We start from the raw sequence: 17,873 nt of genomic DNA on the forward strand, positions 1-17,873 counted from the left end.
ATTAGTGCAGGTTAGTGATGGTTAAGGTACGAGTTCAGATAAACAGCGAATTTGATTCGGAATGGGATCGGCTGGCGCATTGGCTCCTGTTGGATTAAACCAAATCGTATTTACGCCAGCTTGCATTGCAGGGTAAATGTCTTTATGGGGCAAGTCGCCAACCATGGTTAACTCACTCACGTTGACCCCTAGCTGTTTTGCGATAGCAAGATAAAACTCAGGTTGGTTTTTAGCGATGCCGAGATTGGCAAAACAAAAGTAGCCATTTAAGTGCTGGTCTAAGTCGACGCGGACGAACGCACGCTGAACCTCTTCCATGTTGGAATCAGACGCACTGGTCGCGATGTAAATAGCATGATTTTGGGAAAGTGTTGCCAGTGTTTCTTTGGCCAGAGGAATCGTTTCTACGTGTTCCCAATCGCACATTTTTCCTTGTGCGTGAGGGAAATCCACCATTAAGGTGTTCCCCCAATCGAAAAGATAAATCATGTTCGAATCTCCTTTATCCGCACATCATATCGTCTTTTCTAAAATCAGGGGATAAATTGCATCGATAAATGCGATTTAGGTGGCTTTAGTCGTGAAAAGCGCTTAATTGTCGTTATCGTTACAAATGTTTCAGCATAATGCGTGAGTTAGTTTTAAAACCTTGCTTGTCGTAAAACCGCTGTGCTGGTTGATTGAATTCCATCACTTCTAATCGAACTTGTGTAGCATTGGCATCGCGCGCCCATTGCTCACAGGCCTCAAGTAGTTGGCGACCGATACCCTGCTGCTTTTGTTCTTCATTGACGACAATCGTTCCTACTCGACAAATTGGATCTTTGATCAGAAAGCTGACGGTTTCATTCTGAGTGATCATCGCGGTTAAAAAGCCGACTACCTCCTTTTCATGTTCTGCGACTAAAAACAAGCGTTCATCATTCTCGAGAGCCTGAATGAGGAACGCTCGGTCGTCTTCCGAAGGCGCTACAAAAGCTTCAGGCGCGTTGGCAAAATGCAGTGCGTTAATTTGTAGGTTTAATTCAAAAATTGCATCCAAATCGTCAGGAGTTGCTTGTCGAATGTTGACTTCCATTTTACTTACCGCCCGAAAGATCGATAAAAGAGCCTGTAACATAAGAAGCTTCATCACTGAGTAGCCAAGCGATCGCATTCGCCACTTCTTCTACCGTACCGCCCCGTTTCAGTGGAATTTGAGGGCTGAGCCTATCCACTCGGTTTGGTTCTCCACCATCGGCGTGCATATCGGTGTAAATGAAACCAGGTCGAACGCCATTGACGCGAATATTTCGGTCTGCCAATTCAAGCGATAGCCCTTTGGTTAAGGTATCCATTGCGCCTTTTGATGTGGCGTAATCGACATATTCAAATGGCGCGCCTGAGCGTGATGCCCCAGAAGAAACATTCACAATTGCGCCACCAGTACCGAATCGCTTCGCCGCTTCTCTACAACAGAGAAAGCAGCTATTCACATTAGTGTTCATTACTTTCTGAAAGCGTTCTAAGCTGATTTCCGCCAACGGTGACTGAGTAAATAGAATGCCAACGTTGTTGACCAAATGGGTGACTGAGCCTAGTGCATTTTCTGTTGCATCGAAAAGGTTGAGCACTTGTTGCTCGTCAGATACATCTGCTTGAACGGCGATCGCTTTTCCGCCATTTGCTTGTATGTCTCTGACCACTTGGTGAGCTGCTTCACTTTGCGCACGGTAATTAACACACACGGCATAGCCTTGCTCGGCCAGCTTTTTCGCAGTTGCGGCTCCAATGCCTCGGCTTGCGCCAGTAACGATGACTACTTTATTCAAAATACGTCCTTATTTTTGTCGCGAGTAGATTTTATCGGCGTAGTGTTTGCCACCGATTTGGTATGCGTCTGGAATGACTTGAGAGAGTTCGAAGCCGCATTTTGTGAGTACGCGCTCTGATGCGACATTTCCTTCGGTCACTGTAGCTGAAAAGCGGCGGATATCGTGCGTGGTTTCTGCCCAGTGCAGCAAAGCATTAAGTGTTTCTGTGCCGAATTGCTGGCCATGAAACTCGGGCAGCAGCAAATAGCCTACCTCGGCTTTGTCTTCCTCTAGTACAAACCCCGTAATCCCAATAGGTTGTTGATTATTTGCATCGAGAATGGTCAAGCACAACCAATGGCCACACTCTGGTGTCCAGCTCGCTAAACGAGATTCAAACTTGTCGCGTAACACTCGCTCGTCAGGTTTATCGAAGCAGAGAGCGATGACACTCGGCTCGATATGTAAACGCTGAAATAGCGCCCAATCTTCTGCTCTGATCGGGCTCATTGTGGTTCTGGGTGTAGATATGAGAGTCGACATGCACATCCTTAATGCATCGAGTTGAATTGCCAGTCTCTCATTCTCTTAGCTTATTGATCAAACCGTTCAATTTAGAAAAGTGATTTATGTTGTGAATGTCGAATTGTGCAAAAAATTTGCGTTAGATATGAATTCATGGGAGCTAAATAACGAAATTTCATTCTTGAGACGCAGAGAGCAACACGGTAATGATGTGGATCAAGAGTTATCTACCCACAAAGTAGTAATTTGCGACCTATAATTACATTTTATTTGGAAGTGTTGCGAATTATGTCAATAAAAAAACGATATATTGCATTGCTAGTTGCTGCTGGCGTTGGTGTGGGTTGGTTAACTTTGGGCGGCAGTGCAGCGGTGATGCACTACACGTCTGACACTGAGTTTTGTGTCTCATGCCACTCTATGGAAATCCCTTATAAAGAGTATCAAGGCTCAGTTCACTTCAGTAATGCAAAGGGCATTCGCGCGGAATGTTCTGACTGTCATATTCCTCAAGAACCAATGGATTACCTGATCACCAAAATTCGTGCGTCGAAAGACATTTACCACGAATTTGTGACAGGCAAGATCGACACGCCAGAGAAATACGAAGCACATCGTAAAGACATGGCTGAAACTGTATGGGCTCAGTTCCGTGAAAACGATTCAGCGACGTGTCGTTCGTGTCATGATTTCGATGCAATGGAAGAGTTTGAGCAATCACGCGATGCGGCGAAGATGCACGAATACGCGAAAGCGAACGATCAAACGTGTATCGATTGTCACAAAGGTGTGGCTCACTTTGCACCAGAAGCAGAGCTAGACAGCAAAGCATTCGAAACGCTGATGAGTTTCACGACGAAGACAGCGGCTAACGCGAAGGTAGTTTACCCAGTAACAACGATTAATATGGGTGAAATGGGTACCATCAATCCAACAACAAAACTGGAAGTGATGAGCGCGGAAGGCGACAACCGCACTGTTAAGTTGAATGCATTCCAAATGAAAGGCGCAGAACAAGTGCTTTACATGGGAGAAGGTCAACGTGCCATCGTAGCAACGCTAACAGAGCAAGGCCAACAAGCGCTTGAAGCTGGTGAATTTGAGGCGGATGTTTACGGCAACGAATGGCGCGCAGTTTCTCTAACAGGTGCTATTGATTCTCCAGTTGTAGACACGCTTGATCCAGTATGGTCATACGCAGAAGAGTTGGACAACGTTTACTGTGCAACTTGTCACGCGAAAATTCCTTCAAATCACTTCACAGTGAATGCATGGGGACCGGTAGCGAAAAGTATGGGTGATCGAACTGATATTTCAGCCGAGAACCTAGAAATTCTAACCAAGTTCTTCCAGCACCACGCGAAAGATGTGGTTGGTCACTAACGATAAATAGAAGGATAAGATTATGACTAATATGACCCGTCGCGGATTTCTAAAAGGCACTGGTATGGCGGCTGGTGCAATGGCATTCACTTCATTTGCACCTATGTCTGTTGCGTCTTCTAATTCTCGCGGCAAAGGCATTCTAACGGCGGGCCGCATGGGCCCAATGTTGTGTGAAGTACAAGATGGTAAGTTGGTTTCGACCACCAATGCTCTGCCTCAAACTGTACCAAATAGCCTACAAAGCACTGGTCCTGACCAAGTGCACACTAAAGCGCGTGTTAAGTACCCAATGGTTCGTAAAGGTTACTTGTCAAACCCATCAGCTCCCGAAGGCGTTCGCGGCAGCGATGAATTTGTACGCGTGTCTTGGGATGAAGCTTACAAGCTGATCCACGAACAGCACATGCGCATTCGTAAAGAATATGGCCCGGCTTCTGTGTTTGCTGGTTCTTACGGCTGGCGTTCAAGTGGCGTGCTGCACAAAGCACAAACCTTGCTGCAACGTTACATGAGCATGGCGGGCGGTTATTCAGGCCACTTGGGTGACTACTCAACGGGCGCTGCGCAGATCATCATGCCGCACGTTGTGGGTTCTATCGAAGTGTACGAGCAACAAACCACGTACCCAGTGGTACTAGAGCACAGTGATGTGGTTGTGCTTTGGGGCTTAAACCCAATCAACACCCTAAAAATCGCGTGGAGCTCAACAGACTGTGCTGGTCTTGAGTTCTTCCATCAATTGAAAAAATCAGGCAAGACGGTCATTGCGATTGACCCAATTCGCTCTGAAACCATTGAATTCTTTGGCGAGAATGCGGAGTGGATTGCTCCTCACCCAATGACCGACGTGGCAATGATGATGGGTATCGCACACACCTTAGTGAAACAAGGTAAGCACGATAAAGCCTTCCTCGATAAATACACCGCAGGTTACGACAAGTTTGAAGCGTACCTGATGGGCGAAGAAGACGGCGTAGAAAAATCAGCAGAATGGGCATCACAAATCTGTGGCGTACCTGCGAAGCAACTTGAGCTATTGGCTGAGATCTTCAGTAAAAACCGCACCATGCTGATGGCAGGTTGGGGCATGCAGCGCCAACAATACGGTGAGCAGCGTCACTGGATGCTGGTTACACTGGCAACGATGTTGGGTCAAATCGGTTTACCGGGCGGTGGTTTTGGTTTCTCTTACCACTACTCAAACGGTGGTAACCCTGCTCGTGATGCTGGCGTACTTCCTGCGATTTCGGCATCACTGGGTGGTGGCTCTTCTGCGGGTAACGACTGGGCAGTGTCTGGCGCGGTGCAAAGCTTCCCTGTGGCGCGTATTGTCGAGGCGTTGGAAAACCCAGGTCAATCCTACCATCACAACGGTCATGAACTGACGTTCCCGAACATTAAGATGATTTGGTGGGCTGGCGGTGCGAACTTTACTCACCACCAAGACACCAACCGCTTGATTAAAGCGTGGCAAAAGCCTGAGCTGATCGTGATTTCAGAGCCTTACTGGACGGCGGCTGCGAAGCATGCGGACATCGTTCTGCCAATCACCACATCGTTCGAGCGTAACGACTTAACGATGACGGGTGACTACAGTAACCAACACTTGGTGCCAATGAAGCAAGTGGTTGAGCCGCAAGGTGAAGCGCGTAATGACTTCGATGTATTCGCGGACATGGCAGAGATGTTAGCACCGGGTGGCCGTGATGTGTACACCGAAGGCAAAACCGAAATGGAATGGCTGTACGGCTTCTACAAAGCGGCGCAACAAGGTGGCCGTGGCTCTCGCATTGCGATGCCGAACTTCAGCAAGTTCTGGGAAGATAACCAACTGATCGAGATGAAGTGGAACGAGAAGAACGCACAGTTTGTTCGTTACGCGGATTTCCGTGAAGACCCGATCATGAACCCGCTAGGTACGCCAAGTGGTAAGATTGAAATCTTCTCGAAAACCATTGAAGGTTACCAGTTGGAAGACTGTCCTCCACACCCTACGTGGATGGCACCAACCGAGTACACCGGCAATGCAAAAGATGGCGAGTTGCAGCTAATGACCGCGCACGCAGCGCATCGTCTACACAGCCAGTTTAACTACGCGAAGATTCGCGAAGAGTACGCAATTGCAAACCGTGAATCTATTTGGATTCACCCTGAAGATGCGAAAGCGCGTGGTATTAAAACGGGCGATCTAGTTCGTGCGTTTAACAACCGTGGCCAAGTATTGGTTGGCGCAGAAGTCACTGACAGAATCAAGCAAGGTTCAGTATGTATTCATGAAGGCGGTTGGCCGGACTTGGATCCGAAAACCGGCATTTGTAAGAACGGCGGTTGTAACGTGTTAACGTTGGATATTCCGACCTCTCGACTTGCAAACGGCTGTGCGGCGAACTCGGCACTGGTTCGTATTGAAAAATACACTGGCCCAGAATTAGAACTAACGGCGTTTGAACCACCAAAAAATGGCTAGAAAAAAGTAGCGCTTGAAAGCAAGAAGCCAGCGAATCGCTGGCTTCTTTTTTATCTAGTCATCGTTCACATTAGCGCGAAGCAAGAGAAACAAACGGCATCTGTTTCTTAATCTGAAATGTCGGGAGTAAAGTAAATACAATCGCGACAAACAAGACCGAACCTATTAAATCTTCAGGGCGATGCATGCCCAGCCATAAGCGGCTATATGCGACGCTCATTCCCCACATCCACAATGACAGTGCAGAGATATAGCACTTGTTCTGTAAGAACAACCCACCAAAGAAAGCCAGACAAATCGAAACGAAAATCGTATGACCGGATGGGAAAGAATAGTCTTTCTCGCCTTGCCAATGGCGCGTCCGCCAATCACTGACGTGTTCAGAAATCTGGTTAATTACGTTGGCTTGTTGCTTTGTATCTAACTGATAAAACGTTTCTGGTGTTTCAATCAATTGTTCTGCTGCGAGCAATTCCGTGTATGGGCGCGGGCTTTCTGTCATCAGCTTTAGCCCCGTTTTGCTGGCAAAGCCAATCACAAGTAATAGCCCTAACATTGAGAGTTTTTGCATCCACTCAGTGCGACTTGGCTTAAAGCGAAATAAAGAAAGCAGTAGCAGTGTTAACGTAATTAAAAAGCCTTTGCTGCCAGCAGAGTCAGTGAGCAAAGTAAAAGTAATACCCAGATTTTCAGGCACCTGTGAGGTGAGATCGTGATAAGAGCCAAACAGCGACATTGGGATGATGCCAAGAACAAACAAGGCGAGCATCATCAATCCATATTTTTTGGTTTTCATTGAGAGCGTTTTGTTTTTATTGAGGGTTATTCAACCACGTGAAAATAAGGGGCTTATCTTACGTTATCTGGCGTGAAAAACTTATCAACGCTTTGTCAATTTGACGAGAGAATGAAGGTTGAGTGATGAATTGATGGCATTTATCCGGAGGGTAAAGGCGCTCATCCTTAAGCGTTGGGGTCTTAATCCATCAGAGAAAGTAAGTATTCTGCTGCTTTGGTTGGGTTTTCTGCATGACAAATGGCAGAAACCAAAGCCAAACCATGAACACCAGTGGCGCTAAGCTGCGGAATGTTACTCTCGTTAATGCCGCCAATGGCAACAATCGGTAGTGAAGTCGTCTCTAATGCCATCTTCAAACCTTCAATACCCCAATGTTTTTTGGTGTTGGTTTTGGTTGGTGTAGCGAAGATCGCGCTTAAACCGATGTAATCAATCGGAAGAGAGTCCGCTTCTGCAAGCTGCTCTTCAGTCTCAATCGATAAGCCGAGAATTTTGTTTGGTCCAATCAACTCGCGAGCGATAGTTGCGGACATATCTGATTGCCCCAAGTGAACACCATCGGCATCGACGGCAAGGGCAACATCAACACGATCATTGATGATTAACGGGACGCCAGTGCCTTCAAGGATCGTCTTTACGGCTTGAGCTCGTTCAATAAATGCACGAACGTCACCATGTTTTTCGCGCACCTGTACCATGGTGACCCCACCTTCTACCGCCTTTCTTACAACGTGTTTGAGAGTGGATAAATCTTGTTGGTCGTCGGTGACCAAATACAAACGATAGGCGTTCATTATGTTTCCTTTTGCCTCCCACTGTCTTTGGAGTGAGAGGCGTTTAAAGCATTGAGAAGTGATTTATCTCACTTGTAATTTAAGACGTGTTGCCAGTGTTTCTTCATCCAGTTGGTAAAGCTCATCCAAAAGATGCATTTGCAAGCTACCTGGCCCTCGCGCTTGCTCAGCCGCAATTTCACCCACAACGCCAAGCACCGCTGCCGCAGCAAGGCCTGTTTCGTCGCCGATTGCTGCGAAAGCGCCAGTCAGTGCCGTCAGTGTGCAGCCCATTCCGGTTACGTATGGCATCATCTCGTGACCATTATTCAGCTGTACGGTTTGCTCTTTTGTCACGATGTAGTCAGTTTCGCCGGAGATCACCACGCTCGCTCCGTATTCTTCAACTAAGAAGTGAGCCGCCCCAAGGGCCGCATCACTACTGTCGAGTGCATCTACACCTTTGCTTTGCGCTTGCTCACCAGCGAGAGCAATAATTTCGGAAGCATTACCACGAATGATTAACTTGTTTGCAAGGCGGGCGATTTCGCGCGAGGTTTCGGTGCGCAGTGAACTTGCGCCGCAACCGACAGGGTCGAGCACAACGATTTTACCGTTCGAGTTGGCTTGCTCGACAGCGTAGATCATGCGCGGTGTCCAAACGCTGTCTAGGGTGCCGATGTTGCTCACCAAAGCGCCTGCAAACGACATCATTTCTGCCATTTCTTGCTTTGAATGCGCCATGATTGGCGAAGCTCCGATAGCCAACAAAGCGTTCGCCGTGTTGTTCATCACCACGTAGTTGGTAATGTTCACGACTAAAGGCTTTTGCTGACGCACTGCGGTTAATGCTTGAGTGATTTGTTCTATTAACATGAGATTCTCCAATTAACCTTATTGTGCGTTTAGACCTTGTTGCCAAAACGCCACTTCCATACGCGTTGCGGTTTTGAAGACCTGAATCAGGTTTTGACCTCGCTGGCTGTAGATGTCGATTTCAGCCAGCAACTGATTAAAGTGTTCGGCCCCACTTGCCACGCCGGATTGGAACTCTTCACCGCCGTACAAGTTAATCCAACTTGCGTAAGGATTGCCTTCGAATACCGTGTTTTCATCTTCAATCAGCATTTTACCAATGACGGCGTAGCCGATGGAGCAAGGGGCGAGCGCGGCATACAAGTCAACTAAGTCGCCCGTCATTCCCGCATCCAGTACGTAGCGCGTGTAAGCCACCGTGCCAAAATCTTCCGGCTCGTTTTCGAGATCAGATTCCGTCAAGCCCCACTGACCGCAGTAGGTAACATGGTGGGTAATCTCTGAATCTAAAAGCGCATGTACACTTGGTAGTGCGCGGCGCATGTCGTCTAACGTACGTGCTTTGTAGATTGCCAGCGCATAAGCTCGCGCGTACTGTTTTAGGAATAAGAAATCTTGTTTCAAGTAATGCAGAAAACAAGGTTGAGCCAGTGTGCCTTTGGCTAATTGCTGCACGAAGGCATGCTCGGTGTATTCTTGCCAATCTTGGCGGCAAGCGTCGATCAAATCTTGGTATTTCATAATGAGACTGCCTCGTAATTAGTCAAAGCTCGGTACGTAATCTTTCGCTTTTGGTAGCGTTTCGATGATTTTTTGTGAGTACATGAACTCGGCGTAATCGTCGTAGCGTTTTAGGTCAACTGCTGATGGGCGAAGCGCGAAACGAGTTAACGTGTCATTCCAAGCGCGTTGGTTGAGCTCGTTGTTTAGCGTGTCTGGTGAGTAAGCGACAAACTCTTTCCAAGACTCTTTAGGATGGTTGACGATGTAAGTGGTCGCTTGCTCCAGCGCTTTGTTGAACGCTTTAATAGCCGCTTTGTCGTAGGTTTTTGCATTCGCCACAAACACCAGTTCGTCATACGCTGGTACGCCGTGCTCTTCTGGGAAGAAGGCTTTGGCTTTGTAGCCTTCTAGCGCAAGTTGGTTGGTTTCGAAGTTACGCAAGCCGCCCCAAATAGCGTCTACTTTCCCTGAGGCAAGAGAGGAAGAGAGTGCCCAACCGACGTTGATGATTTGCACGTCAGAAAACTTCACGTTCTCCTGCGCAAGCATGGTGCCGATTGTCGCCTCTTCGTTACCTGCGATCGCAATACCGATCTTCTTGCCTTTAAGGTCGCCAAGGTTGTCGTTCTTGCCGTTATCCAACACCATCAATGTGTTGAGGGGAGTAGCAATCAAGGTCGCAGAGCGAATTAATGGCAAGCCAGCCGCTACGTCGATGGTCAGGCTAGGTTGGTATGAAATCGCCATATCGACTTTGCCAGCCGCAACTAGTTTGGGTGGAGTGCTTGGGTCGGCGGGTTCTTGGATATTGATCTTCAAACCTTGCTGTTTAAAGTAGCCGCGCTCTTGTGCGATCACGATAGGGCCATGGTTCGGGTTAACGAACCAATCCAGCATTAAAGTAAGCTCCTTTTCGGCAGCAAGTACGTTAGTTGAAACGATTGAAGCGAGCAGAGCAGCAGCGCTCATAAGTTTGTTTTTATTCACGGGGTTCTTCCTTTTTCTTTCCCTATTTGTTTTCCCAGGGAATGGCTTTTTTCAGTAATTTGTCAGTAGTGAAATAGAGTGCGATAGACAACGCGGCGAGGATAAACAGCGCCGCAAACATCTCATCAATGATCATGCGAGCGTTAGCTTGGAGCATCAGATAGCCCAAGCCTTCACTTGAGCCGACCCATTCACCTACCACGGCACCAATCGGCGCAATAACTACGGCAACACGAATACCAGACGCTAACGTTGGTAGGGCGGCAGGTAGTTGAATATGGCGCAGTAATTGCCATTTTGATGCGCCCATGGTTTTGGCAAGATCGAGGTAACCAGTTGGTGTATTGCGTAAACCGTCGTAGCAACATGTCGTGACGGGGAAAAAGATGATGATTGCCGCCATTACTACTTTCGATGCGATGCCGTAACCGAGCCACAGCATCAACACGGGCGCGATAGCAAATACTGGAATGGCTTGGCTAGCGATAAGAATCGGCAATAGCCAGCGTTTGAGCGGCTCGAACATCAGCATTTGCAAAGCGAATAGCAAACCCATCGATAAGCCGAGTGCGAGGCCAAGTAGGATCTCTTGTGCCGTTACCCAAGTGTGTTTGAGTAGCACGTCGTATCGAGTGACTAATCTATCCAATACTTCAATTGGCGAAGGCAAGATGAAGCTTGGCATGTCAAACACCACTACAATGAGTTGCCACAAACCTAAGATCACGGCTGCGCTGATCAGCAGACGCAACGCCGGATGAGTCACGCGTTCCTTTTTACTAATACGCGCCGAAACGGAGTTGTACTGAGTCATATCACTCATAGTCTTTCTCCAACTGATCCAAAATCGCCTGCTGTAGCGCTGCGCACTCTCCATCGAGAGATCTTGGTGGCTTGGAGTCCGGAACAACCAAGTGCTGCGCTTGAGCAGGCGTGCCTTGCAACACATAGAGTTGGTGTGACAATCGCACCGCTTCTTGTGGGTCGTGCGTAATCAAGACAACGGTTTTGTCCTTTAGTAGCTCGGCAGAGAGAGTTTGCAATTTGTGGCGAGTCACGGCGTCCAATGCCGAGAAAGGTTCATCCATCAAAACCAAAGGTTTGTCTTGCATCAGAGTGCGAGCAAGGGCTACGCGCTGTCGCATACCTCCGGAGAGTTGAGCGGGTTTGGCGTAAGCGTAATCTGCCAACCCAACGTGCTCTAACAAGTTGAGAGCTCGTTGCTTCTCATCCACTGAATTTGGATTGGCGTGAGAAAAGCGCGAGCTGAGGCAGACGTTATCCAGCACGTTAAGCCACGGTAGCAATAAATCCTGCTGAGCCATGTAAGCGACACGGTCATGCAGTGCGGCGCCATCTGTTGTGATGAGTTCGCCATGCCAATCAACTTGGTCATCCAGTAGGCCAGCTAAGTAACGCAATATCGTGGTTTTCCCGCAGCCACTTCGTCCGAGTAATACCGTCCATTTACCGACGGGAATGGTCATGTTCATTCCTGCTAAAGTCGGTGTTTGGCTATCTTTGTATCGCAGGCTAGCATCGGAAAGCTGAATGCCAATCGCATTAGCGAACATAAGTATGACCCGCAAAAAAGTGGTTCACTGGTCCGTGACCTTTCCCCACTTCCAATTCATCCGCGTGTGCGATAGCTTGGCTGATGTACTGCTTACCAAGGTGCACCGCTTTGTGCAGGTTGTTGCCTTGACTAAGGTAAGACGCAATGGCGGAAGACAGTGTACAGCCCGTACCGTGGGTGTTTTTGGTCGGAAAACGCTTGGCGCTGATTAACTCCGCACTGTTTTGCATGATCAGCAGATCGTTGCTGTTTTCATTTTCTTCAAGATGACCGCCTTTGAGCAGAATAGCTTTGGCACCAAGTGCACGAAGGTCGGTAATCATATCGTTCATTTCAGATTCTGATTGAGGCACTGGCTTACCCGTCAATGCTGCACCTTCTGGCAGGTTAGGAGTGATGATGTCTGCCAGTGGAATTAGTTTTTCTTTTAATGTGCTGATTGCTGATTGCTCAAGTAGCAAATCGCCGCTGGTGGCGACCATGACGGGATCAATCACAAGATGTTTAGGTTGGTATTGCTTAATCTTGTTAGCAACGACTTTAATGATGTTCGAATCCGCCAGCATGCCGACTTTTACCGCCACAATATTGAGATCGGTAAACACTGCATCGAGTTGGCTTTCAACGTGATCAAGAGGAATAGGGAAAATCGCAGAAACGCCTTGCGTGTTTTGTGAGGTGATGGCGGTAATCACTGAGCAGGCAAAGCTGCCAGTTGCGGACATCGCTTTGATATCGGCTTGGATGCCTGCGCCGCCGCCGCTGTCGGAGCCTGCGATGGTTAAGACAACAGGGGTGGTTATAGGTGATTGTGCCTGGTGTAAAGATGGCTGTGATTGCTGCGTCATGGTCGCTCCTACTACAAGACGTATAGGAACTGACTTTGACCGTTGTGGATAGATCGATTGTTCGATCGTTATCGCTCGCCAAAGAGGAGCGGCGAAAGGCAAAGTGCGCATAGTTCCCTACGTCAGTGCTAACTGAATCAGGTTCAACGGGTCTCGAATCTCGATCTCAGCCAACGCTTATCGCGTGGCCCCCCGACTATTTCGCTCGGATGATAGCAGGACCCTTGTAGAAGGGATACGTTTTTTGAGAGTAATTATTATTGAGTATTCAATTATGCGAGGTGAGTGATAGAGTAAGCATCTAAATGGTTCGTCGTGTGGAATTTACTAGTGCAACGCTCTGGTGAAAGAGCTGAACCTGGAATATTTAATAAATAATCGTGGTCTCGTTAAGCAAGGATTAGCACAAAACAAGGTTAAAAAACTGTTAAAATTTAACGCGTTGCCAATTTAACTTTGTTGAACTTTTCGACAGTTAATTAGGAAGGCTAAGACGATCATCGAGCAAGGAGACTTCATGCTTAATTCTGCAACAGCGAAGTCAGTGATCGATCATGCTCTCTTTTTAGGGGCTGATTTCGCTGAACTATTCGTTGAACATCATCAAACTAACACCGTCCAGATCGCATCTGGTGAGGTGGACAAGGTCAATTCGGGGATTGATTTTGGTATCGGTATTCGCCTCTTCTTCGGTCACAAAGTGCTTTATGGATACACCAATAGCACGGACGAAGCCGAGCTAAAACGCGTAACCTCATTGCTTGCGGCAAAAGACAAGCGTGAACAAATCGCGTCAGCAGGTTCTTTAAATTTGAACCGCTACCCAATCCAACACGGTTGCCGCATGCCGTTACGTCAGGATGCCAACTTAGATTCAAAAATCGCGTTTCTATTGAAAGTTGACCAAGCTGCGCGTGCAGAAAGTGAGTACATCAGCCAGTTCATTGGTAGTGTGCTTCAGCGCGAGCAGCAAGTGTCTATCTTCAACTCAGAAGGTTTGCATGTAGACGATACGCGTCACTACATTCGTGTGGCGGGTAACACCGTTGCTCAAAAAGGTAATGAGCAGTCTTCTGGTATGGAAGGTCCTGGCGCTCTTGCTGGTTGGGAGTTCAGCGAACAGCTTGATGCGAAATATCTGGGTCAAACTATCGCGCAGCAAGCGTTAGTGAAACTTGGCGCTGATGCTTGTCCATCAGGTGAAATGCCAGTGGTAATTGGTAACGGCTTTGGCGGCGTTATCTTCCATGAAGCGTGTGGTCACTTACTAGAAACCACTTCGGTTGCGAAGAAAGCGTCCGTATTCCACGACAAAATGGGCGAAATGGTTGCTCACACTGCAGTGAATGCTGTCGATGATGGCACCATGACCAACGAATGGGGTTCGATTCATGTTGATGACGAAGGCATGAAGACTCAGCGAACTCAATTGATCAAAGACGGTAAGCTAACCAGCTTTATGGTCGATAAAATGGGTGGCATGAAGACAGGTTATGAGCCTACGGGTTCTGGTCGTCGTCAGAACTACAAGTTCGCACCAACCTCGCGGATGCGTAACACCTTTATCGAAGAAGGTGAGCATTCACTTGACGACATGCTGGCAGGTATCGAACGTGGTATCTATGCGAAGAAGATGGGCGGCGGCTCGGTTCAACCGGGAACGGGCGAGTTTAACTTTGCTGTTCGTGAAGCTTACCTCATTGAAAATGGCAAAATCACCAAACCTCTGAAAACAGCAACGCTGATCAGTACGGGTCCAAAAGTGTTGAAAGAAATCAGCATGGTCGGCAAAGACATGGCGCTTGCGCCGGGCATGTGTGGTTCAGTAAGTGGTTCAGTACCAACAACAGTCGGTCAGCCAACACTGAAAGTAGATAATATTCTGGTAGGAGGCGGTAACTAATGAGCCAAGAAAAACAACTTCTTAATGCGGTTGATTACGTACTATCAGAAGCAAAGCGTCAAGGCGCAGAAGCGGACGTCATTGTAAACTGCAACAGCAGCTTTTCGCTGAAAGCAAACCAAGGCAAGCTGGATGAGTACAAAGTAAGCTCAAGTCAAGTGCTGGGTGTTCGAGTTATTAAAGATGCTCGTGTCGCGACAAGTTATTCTGAATCACTCGAGCAACCAAGTTTAGATTTGATGCTCACAAACGCGCTGCAAAGTGCTCGCTTTTCCAAGCAAGATGAACATCAGAGCATTAGTTGCGTGAACAGCCAAATCACCACTGATATTGCAGAAATTGCGCAAGACGATACCACATCGGTCGATGAGAAAATTGAACTGTCCCTTGCGCTTGAGCAAGGTGTTGTGGCTCTGCCTCACGCTTCAAGCTCACCATACAATGGTTACAGTGACGGTGAAACTCAGCTCATCATCGCGAATACTCAAGGTACGTTATGTCAACATTTCGAGCGATCGTTCACTTGTTACGCGTATACCCTGTTTGAAAAAGACGGCAAACAGTCGATGGCGGGAAGAATGTCGCTAGGTCGCCGTTTTGATGAGTTGAATCCAGCTTATTGTATAGAAGGCGGTTATAACCTTGCTCGTGATCTTCTTGAAGGTGTACCGGTTGCGACGGGTAACTACCCCGCTATTTTCCACATCAATGCGCTGGCAAGTTTATTCGGTGCTTTCGGCAGTGCTTTCTCTGGTGTAAGCGCGATGAAAGGCATTACGCCACTGGGTGATAAGCTTGGTCAACGTGTTGCGAGTGACTTGATTACCTTTACCGATGCGGCATACATGCCGAATGGTATGGCTATCGCAGGGTTTGATAGTGAAGGTTTTGCCACCCAAGACAATGTGTTGATCGCTAATGGCCAACTGAATACGCTATTGCACAATAGCCAAACAGCGAGTTATTTGGGTGCAGTGTCGACGGCAAGTGCTGCTCGCGGTGCAAAATCGAGCTTAGACGTGTCAGCGAATCACAAAGTGATTGCGACAGGCAACAGCAGTGCGCCAGAAGTCAAAGCAGGTGAATACCTAGAATTAGTGGAACTGCAAGGGGTTCACTCTGGTGCAGATGCTGTCAGTGGTGATTTCTCATTTGGTGCGAGTGGTTTCTTGTGTCGTGATGGTCAACGTGTTCAACCTGTGCGCGGAATTACAGTTGCCGGTAACTTCTATAAGATGCTGCAAGAAGTAGAAGCTGTGGGTGATACCCAGCTTATTAATGATAGCCGCACTTTCTTCGCACCAGATGTGCGTTTTGCTCGCTTGAGTATTGGCGGAAAATAAGCGCGGCATAGAAAATCAGAAACAAAAAAGAGGACTCAATCGAGTCCTCTTTCATCATCTAGCAACGTGTACGCGAATAACTAGAATTCGCGGATATCCAGTTCGTTGTGGATCAGTACTACACACTGAGAAGCAAACAGCATCTTAGGCCCAAGGCTAATTTTCTCAGTACCTAGGCGCTTCAAGCTGTTGAACGACTTCTTCGGCATCGGAATGTGATCGGTTAGTAAGAAACATGGATTTTCACCAATTTCTGCGTCACGAACAAATTCGCCTTTCTTGTCCAACATATAAAGCTGGTGATCTTCGGCTAGTTCTTGAACCAAGCGTTCGAAGCTTACTGTACGAACCGTAATACCCGGTTCAACTTCGCGAAGCTGCTCTTTACCCATACCAACAGATGCGTCTAACGCACGGGCAACGGCAGCGATCAACGTTGACTCGTGAAAACCACCAATATTGGTAATGTCGTTGGAGCGAATGGTAATCGTGCGCGAGTAATCCTTCGTGCTCTCTAATACCAAGTGGACAACCACATCTTCACGGTGAGATTGTGCCACGAACATGGTGTTCATCATGGTATGAGCAAGGATCTCGGTATGCGCCTCGTTACCAACACCTTCTAATAGTGCTTTGCTGGTGGTTGGCGCCGCGCGAGCTCGTAAAACAAAAGAGCGCATGAATTTAGTCTCTATATAGGAAGAGTGAATGCGCGGAAGTATATACCCAAGCAGGGAAGGGATGCGAGTTTAATAGTAAATGTGAACTTACTTACAAAGCTTCGATTGTCGTGCGGAGTGTGCTGGTTAGAATAGGAGGCAACCCTGTTAGGAGCGGTATATGGAAATCAAAAAGATAAATAAAGACATTTATAAAAAGAAAGTAAACCTGGTGATTGGCGGTTTTGTTGCGTTGCTCGCTATCTCATCTCTTGCCTTTAGTACCTTGCTTATTGTTTTGTTTGGCAACACTGAAGTCGTACCTGAACAATCAACGGGAAACTTTCATTGGAATTTGATTGGTGTCGTTCTCGCAGTCGCAACTTCCCTCTCTTTATTGAATCAAATTAAAACTCGACCATACATGGAAGAGGTGCTGTACGTTTGGAAGCTCAAGCAACTGCACAACAAAATATTTCGTAAACTAAAAAGCATTAAAGCAGCCGCGAGCAATGACGATGTAAAAGCGCTCACTACGCTTAAGTTCTATTACAAAACTCAACAACAAGTGTTTGAGTTAGACAACAACACATTGACGATGAATAGTGTAAATAAAGAATTAGAGGCAATTGAGCAAATCGAAGCGGCGCAATCACTGGATCTTGATATCACCAGCTTTAAAGAGAGCTGGGTAGACACATACTGATTGCCTATTTGCTACTTGAAGTTAACAACTGAGTGCTAAAATTAAGCGTTTGAGTGAGATTTAATCACTCGATGCTTTTTTTTAAGTTTTTTTCTAAAAAGGGGTTGCCAAGAAAAATCATCTCCCTATAATGCGCCTCCGTTGTCAGGGCAAAGCGGAAACGCAAAAGCAATTGGCAATAAGGCGAAAGAAAGCTTCTAAAAATTAATTTAAAAAAGTGTTTGACACTGAAAGTTAATTCCTTAGAATACGCCTCCGCTTCGATAGCAAAGCTTACGAAGCAAGCTCTTTAACAATATAAACCTATCAATCTGTGTGGGCACTCGTTGACGATAATCCAATTAGATATTTCTCTTAATAAAGAGCGGTATCAAATTAGGTTTCAATGAAACGAAGTGACCATTGAATCGAAAGATTCAGCACAGTCAATTCAAACATTACTTTATGTAATGTTCAGTATTCATTGAGCCGAACAAAATCTTAAATTGAAGAGTTTGATCATGGCTCAGATTGAACGCTGGCGGCAGGCCTAACACATGCAAGTCGAGCGGAAACGAGTTATCTGAACC

18 protein-coding genes, 1 rRNA gene and 1 riboswitch are annotated in these 17,873 nt (G+C 47.2%); of the genes, 6 read left to right on the forward strand and 13 right to left on the reverse strand.

All coding sequences use genetic code 11. The features are described 5' to 3' along the window. Positions 1-21: 21 nt before the first annotated feature. The 4 genes from L3V30_RS11635 to L3V30_RS11650 all read right to left on the reverse strand — a co-directional run bounded on the left by L3V30_RS11635 (position 22) and on the right by L3V30_RS11650 (position 2,336). Positions 22-489: an HAD family hydrolase gene (locus tag L3V30_RS11635; RefSeq protein WP_104972190.1), complete on the reverse strand. Its 468-nt coding sequence runs from the start codon at positions 487-489 to the stop codon at positions 22-24. Between the two features lie 118 nt (positions 490-607). Next, on the reverse strand, positions 608-1,078 hold the full coding sequence (locus L3V30_RS11640) for a GNAT family N-acetyltransferase (RefSeq protein ID WP_237308968.1): 471 nt from the start codon (positions 1,076-1,078) through the stop codon (positions 608-610). A gap of 1 nt (position 1,079) precedes the next feature. Next, positions 1,080-1,811: a glucose 1-dehydrogenase gene (locus L3V30_RS11645; RefSeq protein ID WP_225461493.1), complete on the reverse strand. Its 732-nt coding sequence runs from the start codon at positions 1,809-1,811 to the stop codon at positions 1,080-1,082. 9 nt (positions 1,812-1,820) lie between these two features. Next, a complete protein-coding gene (locus L3V30_RS11650; protein WP_140121972.1) occupies positions 1,821-2,336 on the reverse strand; it encodes a GNAT family N-acetyltransferase in 516 nt (171 codons plus the stop codon). Between the two features lie 270 nt (positions 2,337-2,606). Here L3V30_RS11650 and L3V30_RS11655 point away from each other — a divergent pair, with 270 nt between their 5' ends. Both L3V30_RS11655 and L3V30_RS11660 read left to right on the forward strand, forming a co-directional pair. Beyond that, entirely contained in the window at positions 2,607-3,701 is a 1,095-nt protein-coding gene (locus L3V30_RS11655) for a NapC/NirT family cytochrome c (RefSeq protein WP_005459939.1), read from the forward strand. Between the two features lie 22 nt (positions 3,702-3,723). Beyond that, on the forward strand, positions 3,724-6,171 hold the full coding sequence (locus L3V30_RS11660; protein WP_237308969.1) for a molybdopterin guanine dinucleotide-containing S/N-oxide reductase: 2,448 nt from the start codon (positions 3,724-3,726) through the stop codon (positions 6,169-6,171). 70 nt (positions 6,172-6,241) lie between these two features. On the opposite strand, the gene L3V30_RS11665 is transcribed toward L3V30_RS11660, so the two are convergent. From L3V30_RS11665 to thiD, 8 genes are all read right to left on the reverse strand, one after another. Then, positions 6,242-6,967: a phosphatase PAP2 family protein gene (locus L3V30_RS11665; protein WP_193246579.1), complete on the reverse strand. Its 726-nt coding sequence runs from the start codon at positions 6,965-6,967 to the stop codon at positions 6,242-6,244. Between the two features lie 182 nt (positions 6,968-7,149). Continuing rightward, complete coding sequence (gene thiE, locus L3V30_RS11670; RefSeq protein WP_237308970.1) at positions 7,150-7,764, reverse strand: thiamine phosphate synthase; 615 nt, start codon at positions 7,762-7,764, stop codon at positions 7,150-7,152. Between the two features lie 63 nt (positions 7,765-7,827). Further along, the gene (gene thiM / locus L3V30_RS11675; protein ID WP_237308971.1) at positions 7,828-8,619 is read right to left on the reverse strand and encodes a hydroxyethylthiazole kinase; all 792 of its coding nucleotides are present in this window, start codon (positions 8,617-8,619) and stop codon (positions 7,828-7,830) included. 18 nt (positions 8,620-8,637) lie between these two features. Continuing rightward, a complete protein-coding gene (gene tenA, locus L3V30_RS11680; protein ID WP_021484408.1) occupies positions 8,638-9,300 on the reverse strand; it encodes a thiaminase II in 663 nt (220 codons plus the stop codon). 18 nt (positions 9,301-9,318) lie between these two features. Next, positions 9,319-10,269, reverse strand: a complete 951-nt coding sequence (locus L3V30_RS11685) for an ABC transporter substrate-binding protein (protein ID WP_025522827.1) — start codon at positions 10,267-10,269, stop codon at positions 9,319-9,321. Positions 10,270-10,291: 22 nt separating this feature from the next. Beyond that, positions 10,292-11,092: an ABC transporter permease gene (locus tag L3V30_RS11690; RefSeq protein ID WP_005391855.1), complete on the reverse strand. Its 801-nt coding sequence runs from the start codon at positions 11,090-11,092 to the stop codon at positions 10,292-10,294. Continuing rightward, a complete protein-coding gene (locus L3V30_RS11695) occupies positions 11,085-11,843 on the reverse strand; it encodes an ABC transporter ATP-binding protein (RefSeq protein WP_237308972.1) in 759 nt (252 codons plus the stop codon). Before L3V30_RS11695 ends, L3V30_RS11690 begins: the two co-directional genes overlap by 8 nt. After that, complete coding sequence (thiD, locus tag L3V30_RS11700) at positions 11,833-12,693, reverse strand: bifunctional hydroxymethylpyrimidine kinase/phosphomethylpyrimidine kinase (RefSeq protein ID WP_182035863.1); 861 nt, start codon at positions 12,691-12,693, stop codon at positions 11,833-11,835. The genes L3V30_RS11695 and thiD overlap by 11 nt, the downstream gene beginning before the upstream one ends. Positions 12,694-12,790: 97 nt before the next feature. Beyond that, positions 12,791-12,898: riboswitch (TPP riboswitch) on the reverse strand. Between the two features lie 312 nt (positions 12,899-13,210). On the opposite strand from thiD, the gene L3V30_RS11705 reads away from it, so the two are divergent. Beyond that, positions 13,211-14,596 carry a TldD/PmbA family protein gene (locus L3V30_RS11705; RefSeq protein ID WP_237308973.1) on the forward strand — a complete coding sequence of 462 codons (1,386 nt, stop codon included), beginning with the start codon at positions 13,211-13,213 and terminating at the stop codon, positions 14,594-14,596. Then, a complete protein-coding gene (locus tag L3V30_RS11710) occupies positions 14,596-15,939 on the forward strand; it encodes a TldD/PmbA family protein (RefSeq protein WP_237308974.1) in 1,344 nt (447 codons plus the stop codon). The genes L3V30_RS11705 and L3V30_RS11710 overlap by 1 nt, the downstream gene beginning before the upstream one ends. 80 nt (positions 15,940-16,019) lie before the next feature. Here the strand turns inward: L3V30_RS11710 and trmY are convergent, their stop codons facing one another. Further along, entirely contained in the window at positions 16,020-16,619 is a 600-nt protein-coding gene (gene trmY / locus L3V30_RS11715; protein ID WP_005459965.1) for a tRNA (pseudouridine(54)-N(1))-methyltransferase TrmY, read from the reverse strand. Between the two features lie 160 nt (positions 16,620-16,779). Between trmY and L3V30_RS11720 the strand changes: the two genes are divergently transcribed. Both L3V30_RS11720 and L3V30_RS11725 read left to right on the forward strand, forming a co-directional pair. Then, the gene (locus L3V30_RS11720; RefSeq protein ID WP_145534167.1) at positions 16,780-17,304 is read left to right on the forward strand and encodes a DUF3087 domain-containing protein; all 525 of its coding nucleotides are present in this window, start codon (positions 16,780-16,782) and stop codon (positions 17,302-17,304) included. A gap of 482 nt (positions 17,305-17,786) precedes the next feature. Continuing rightward, positions 17,787-17,873, forward strand: a 16S ribosomal RNA gene (locus L3V30_RS11725); the annotation flags it as partial.

This window comes from Vibrio sp. A1-1 (assembly GCF_021728175.1).
GTDB lineage: Bacteria > Pseudomonadota > Gammaproteobacteria > Enterobacterales > Vibrionaceae > Vibrio > Vibrio diabolicus.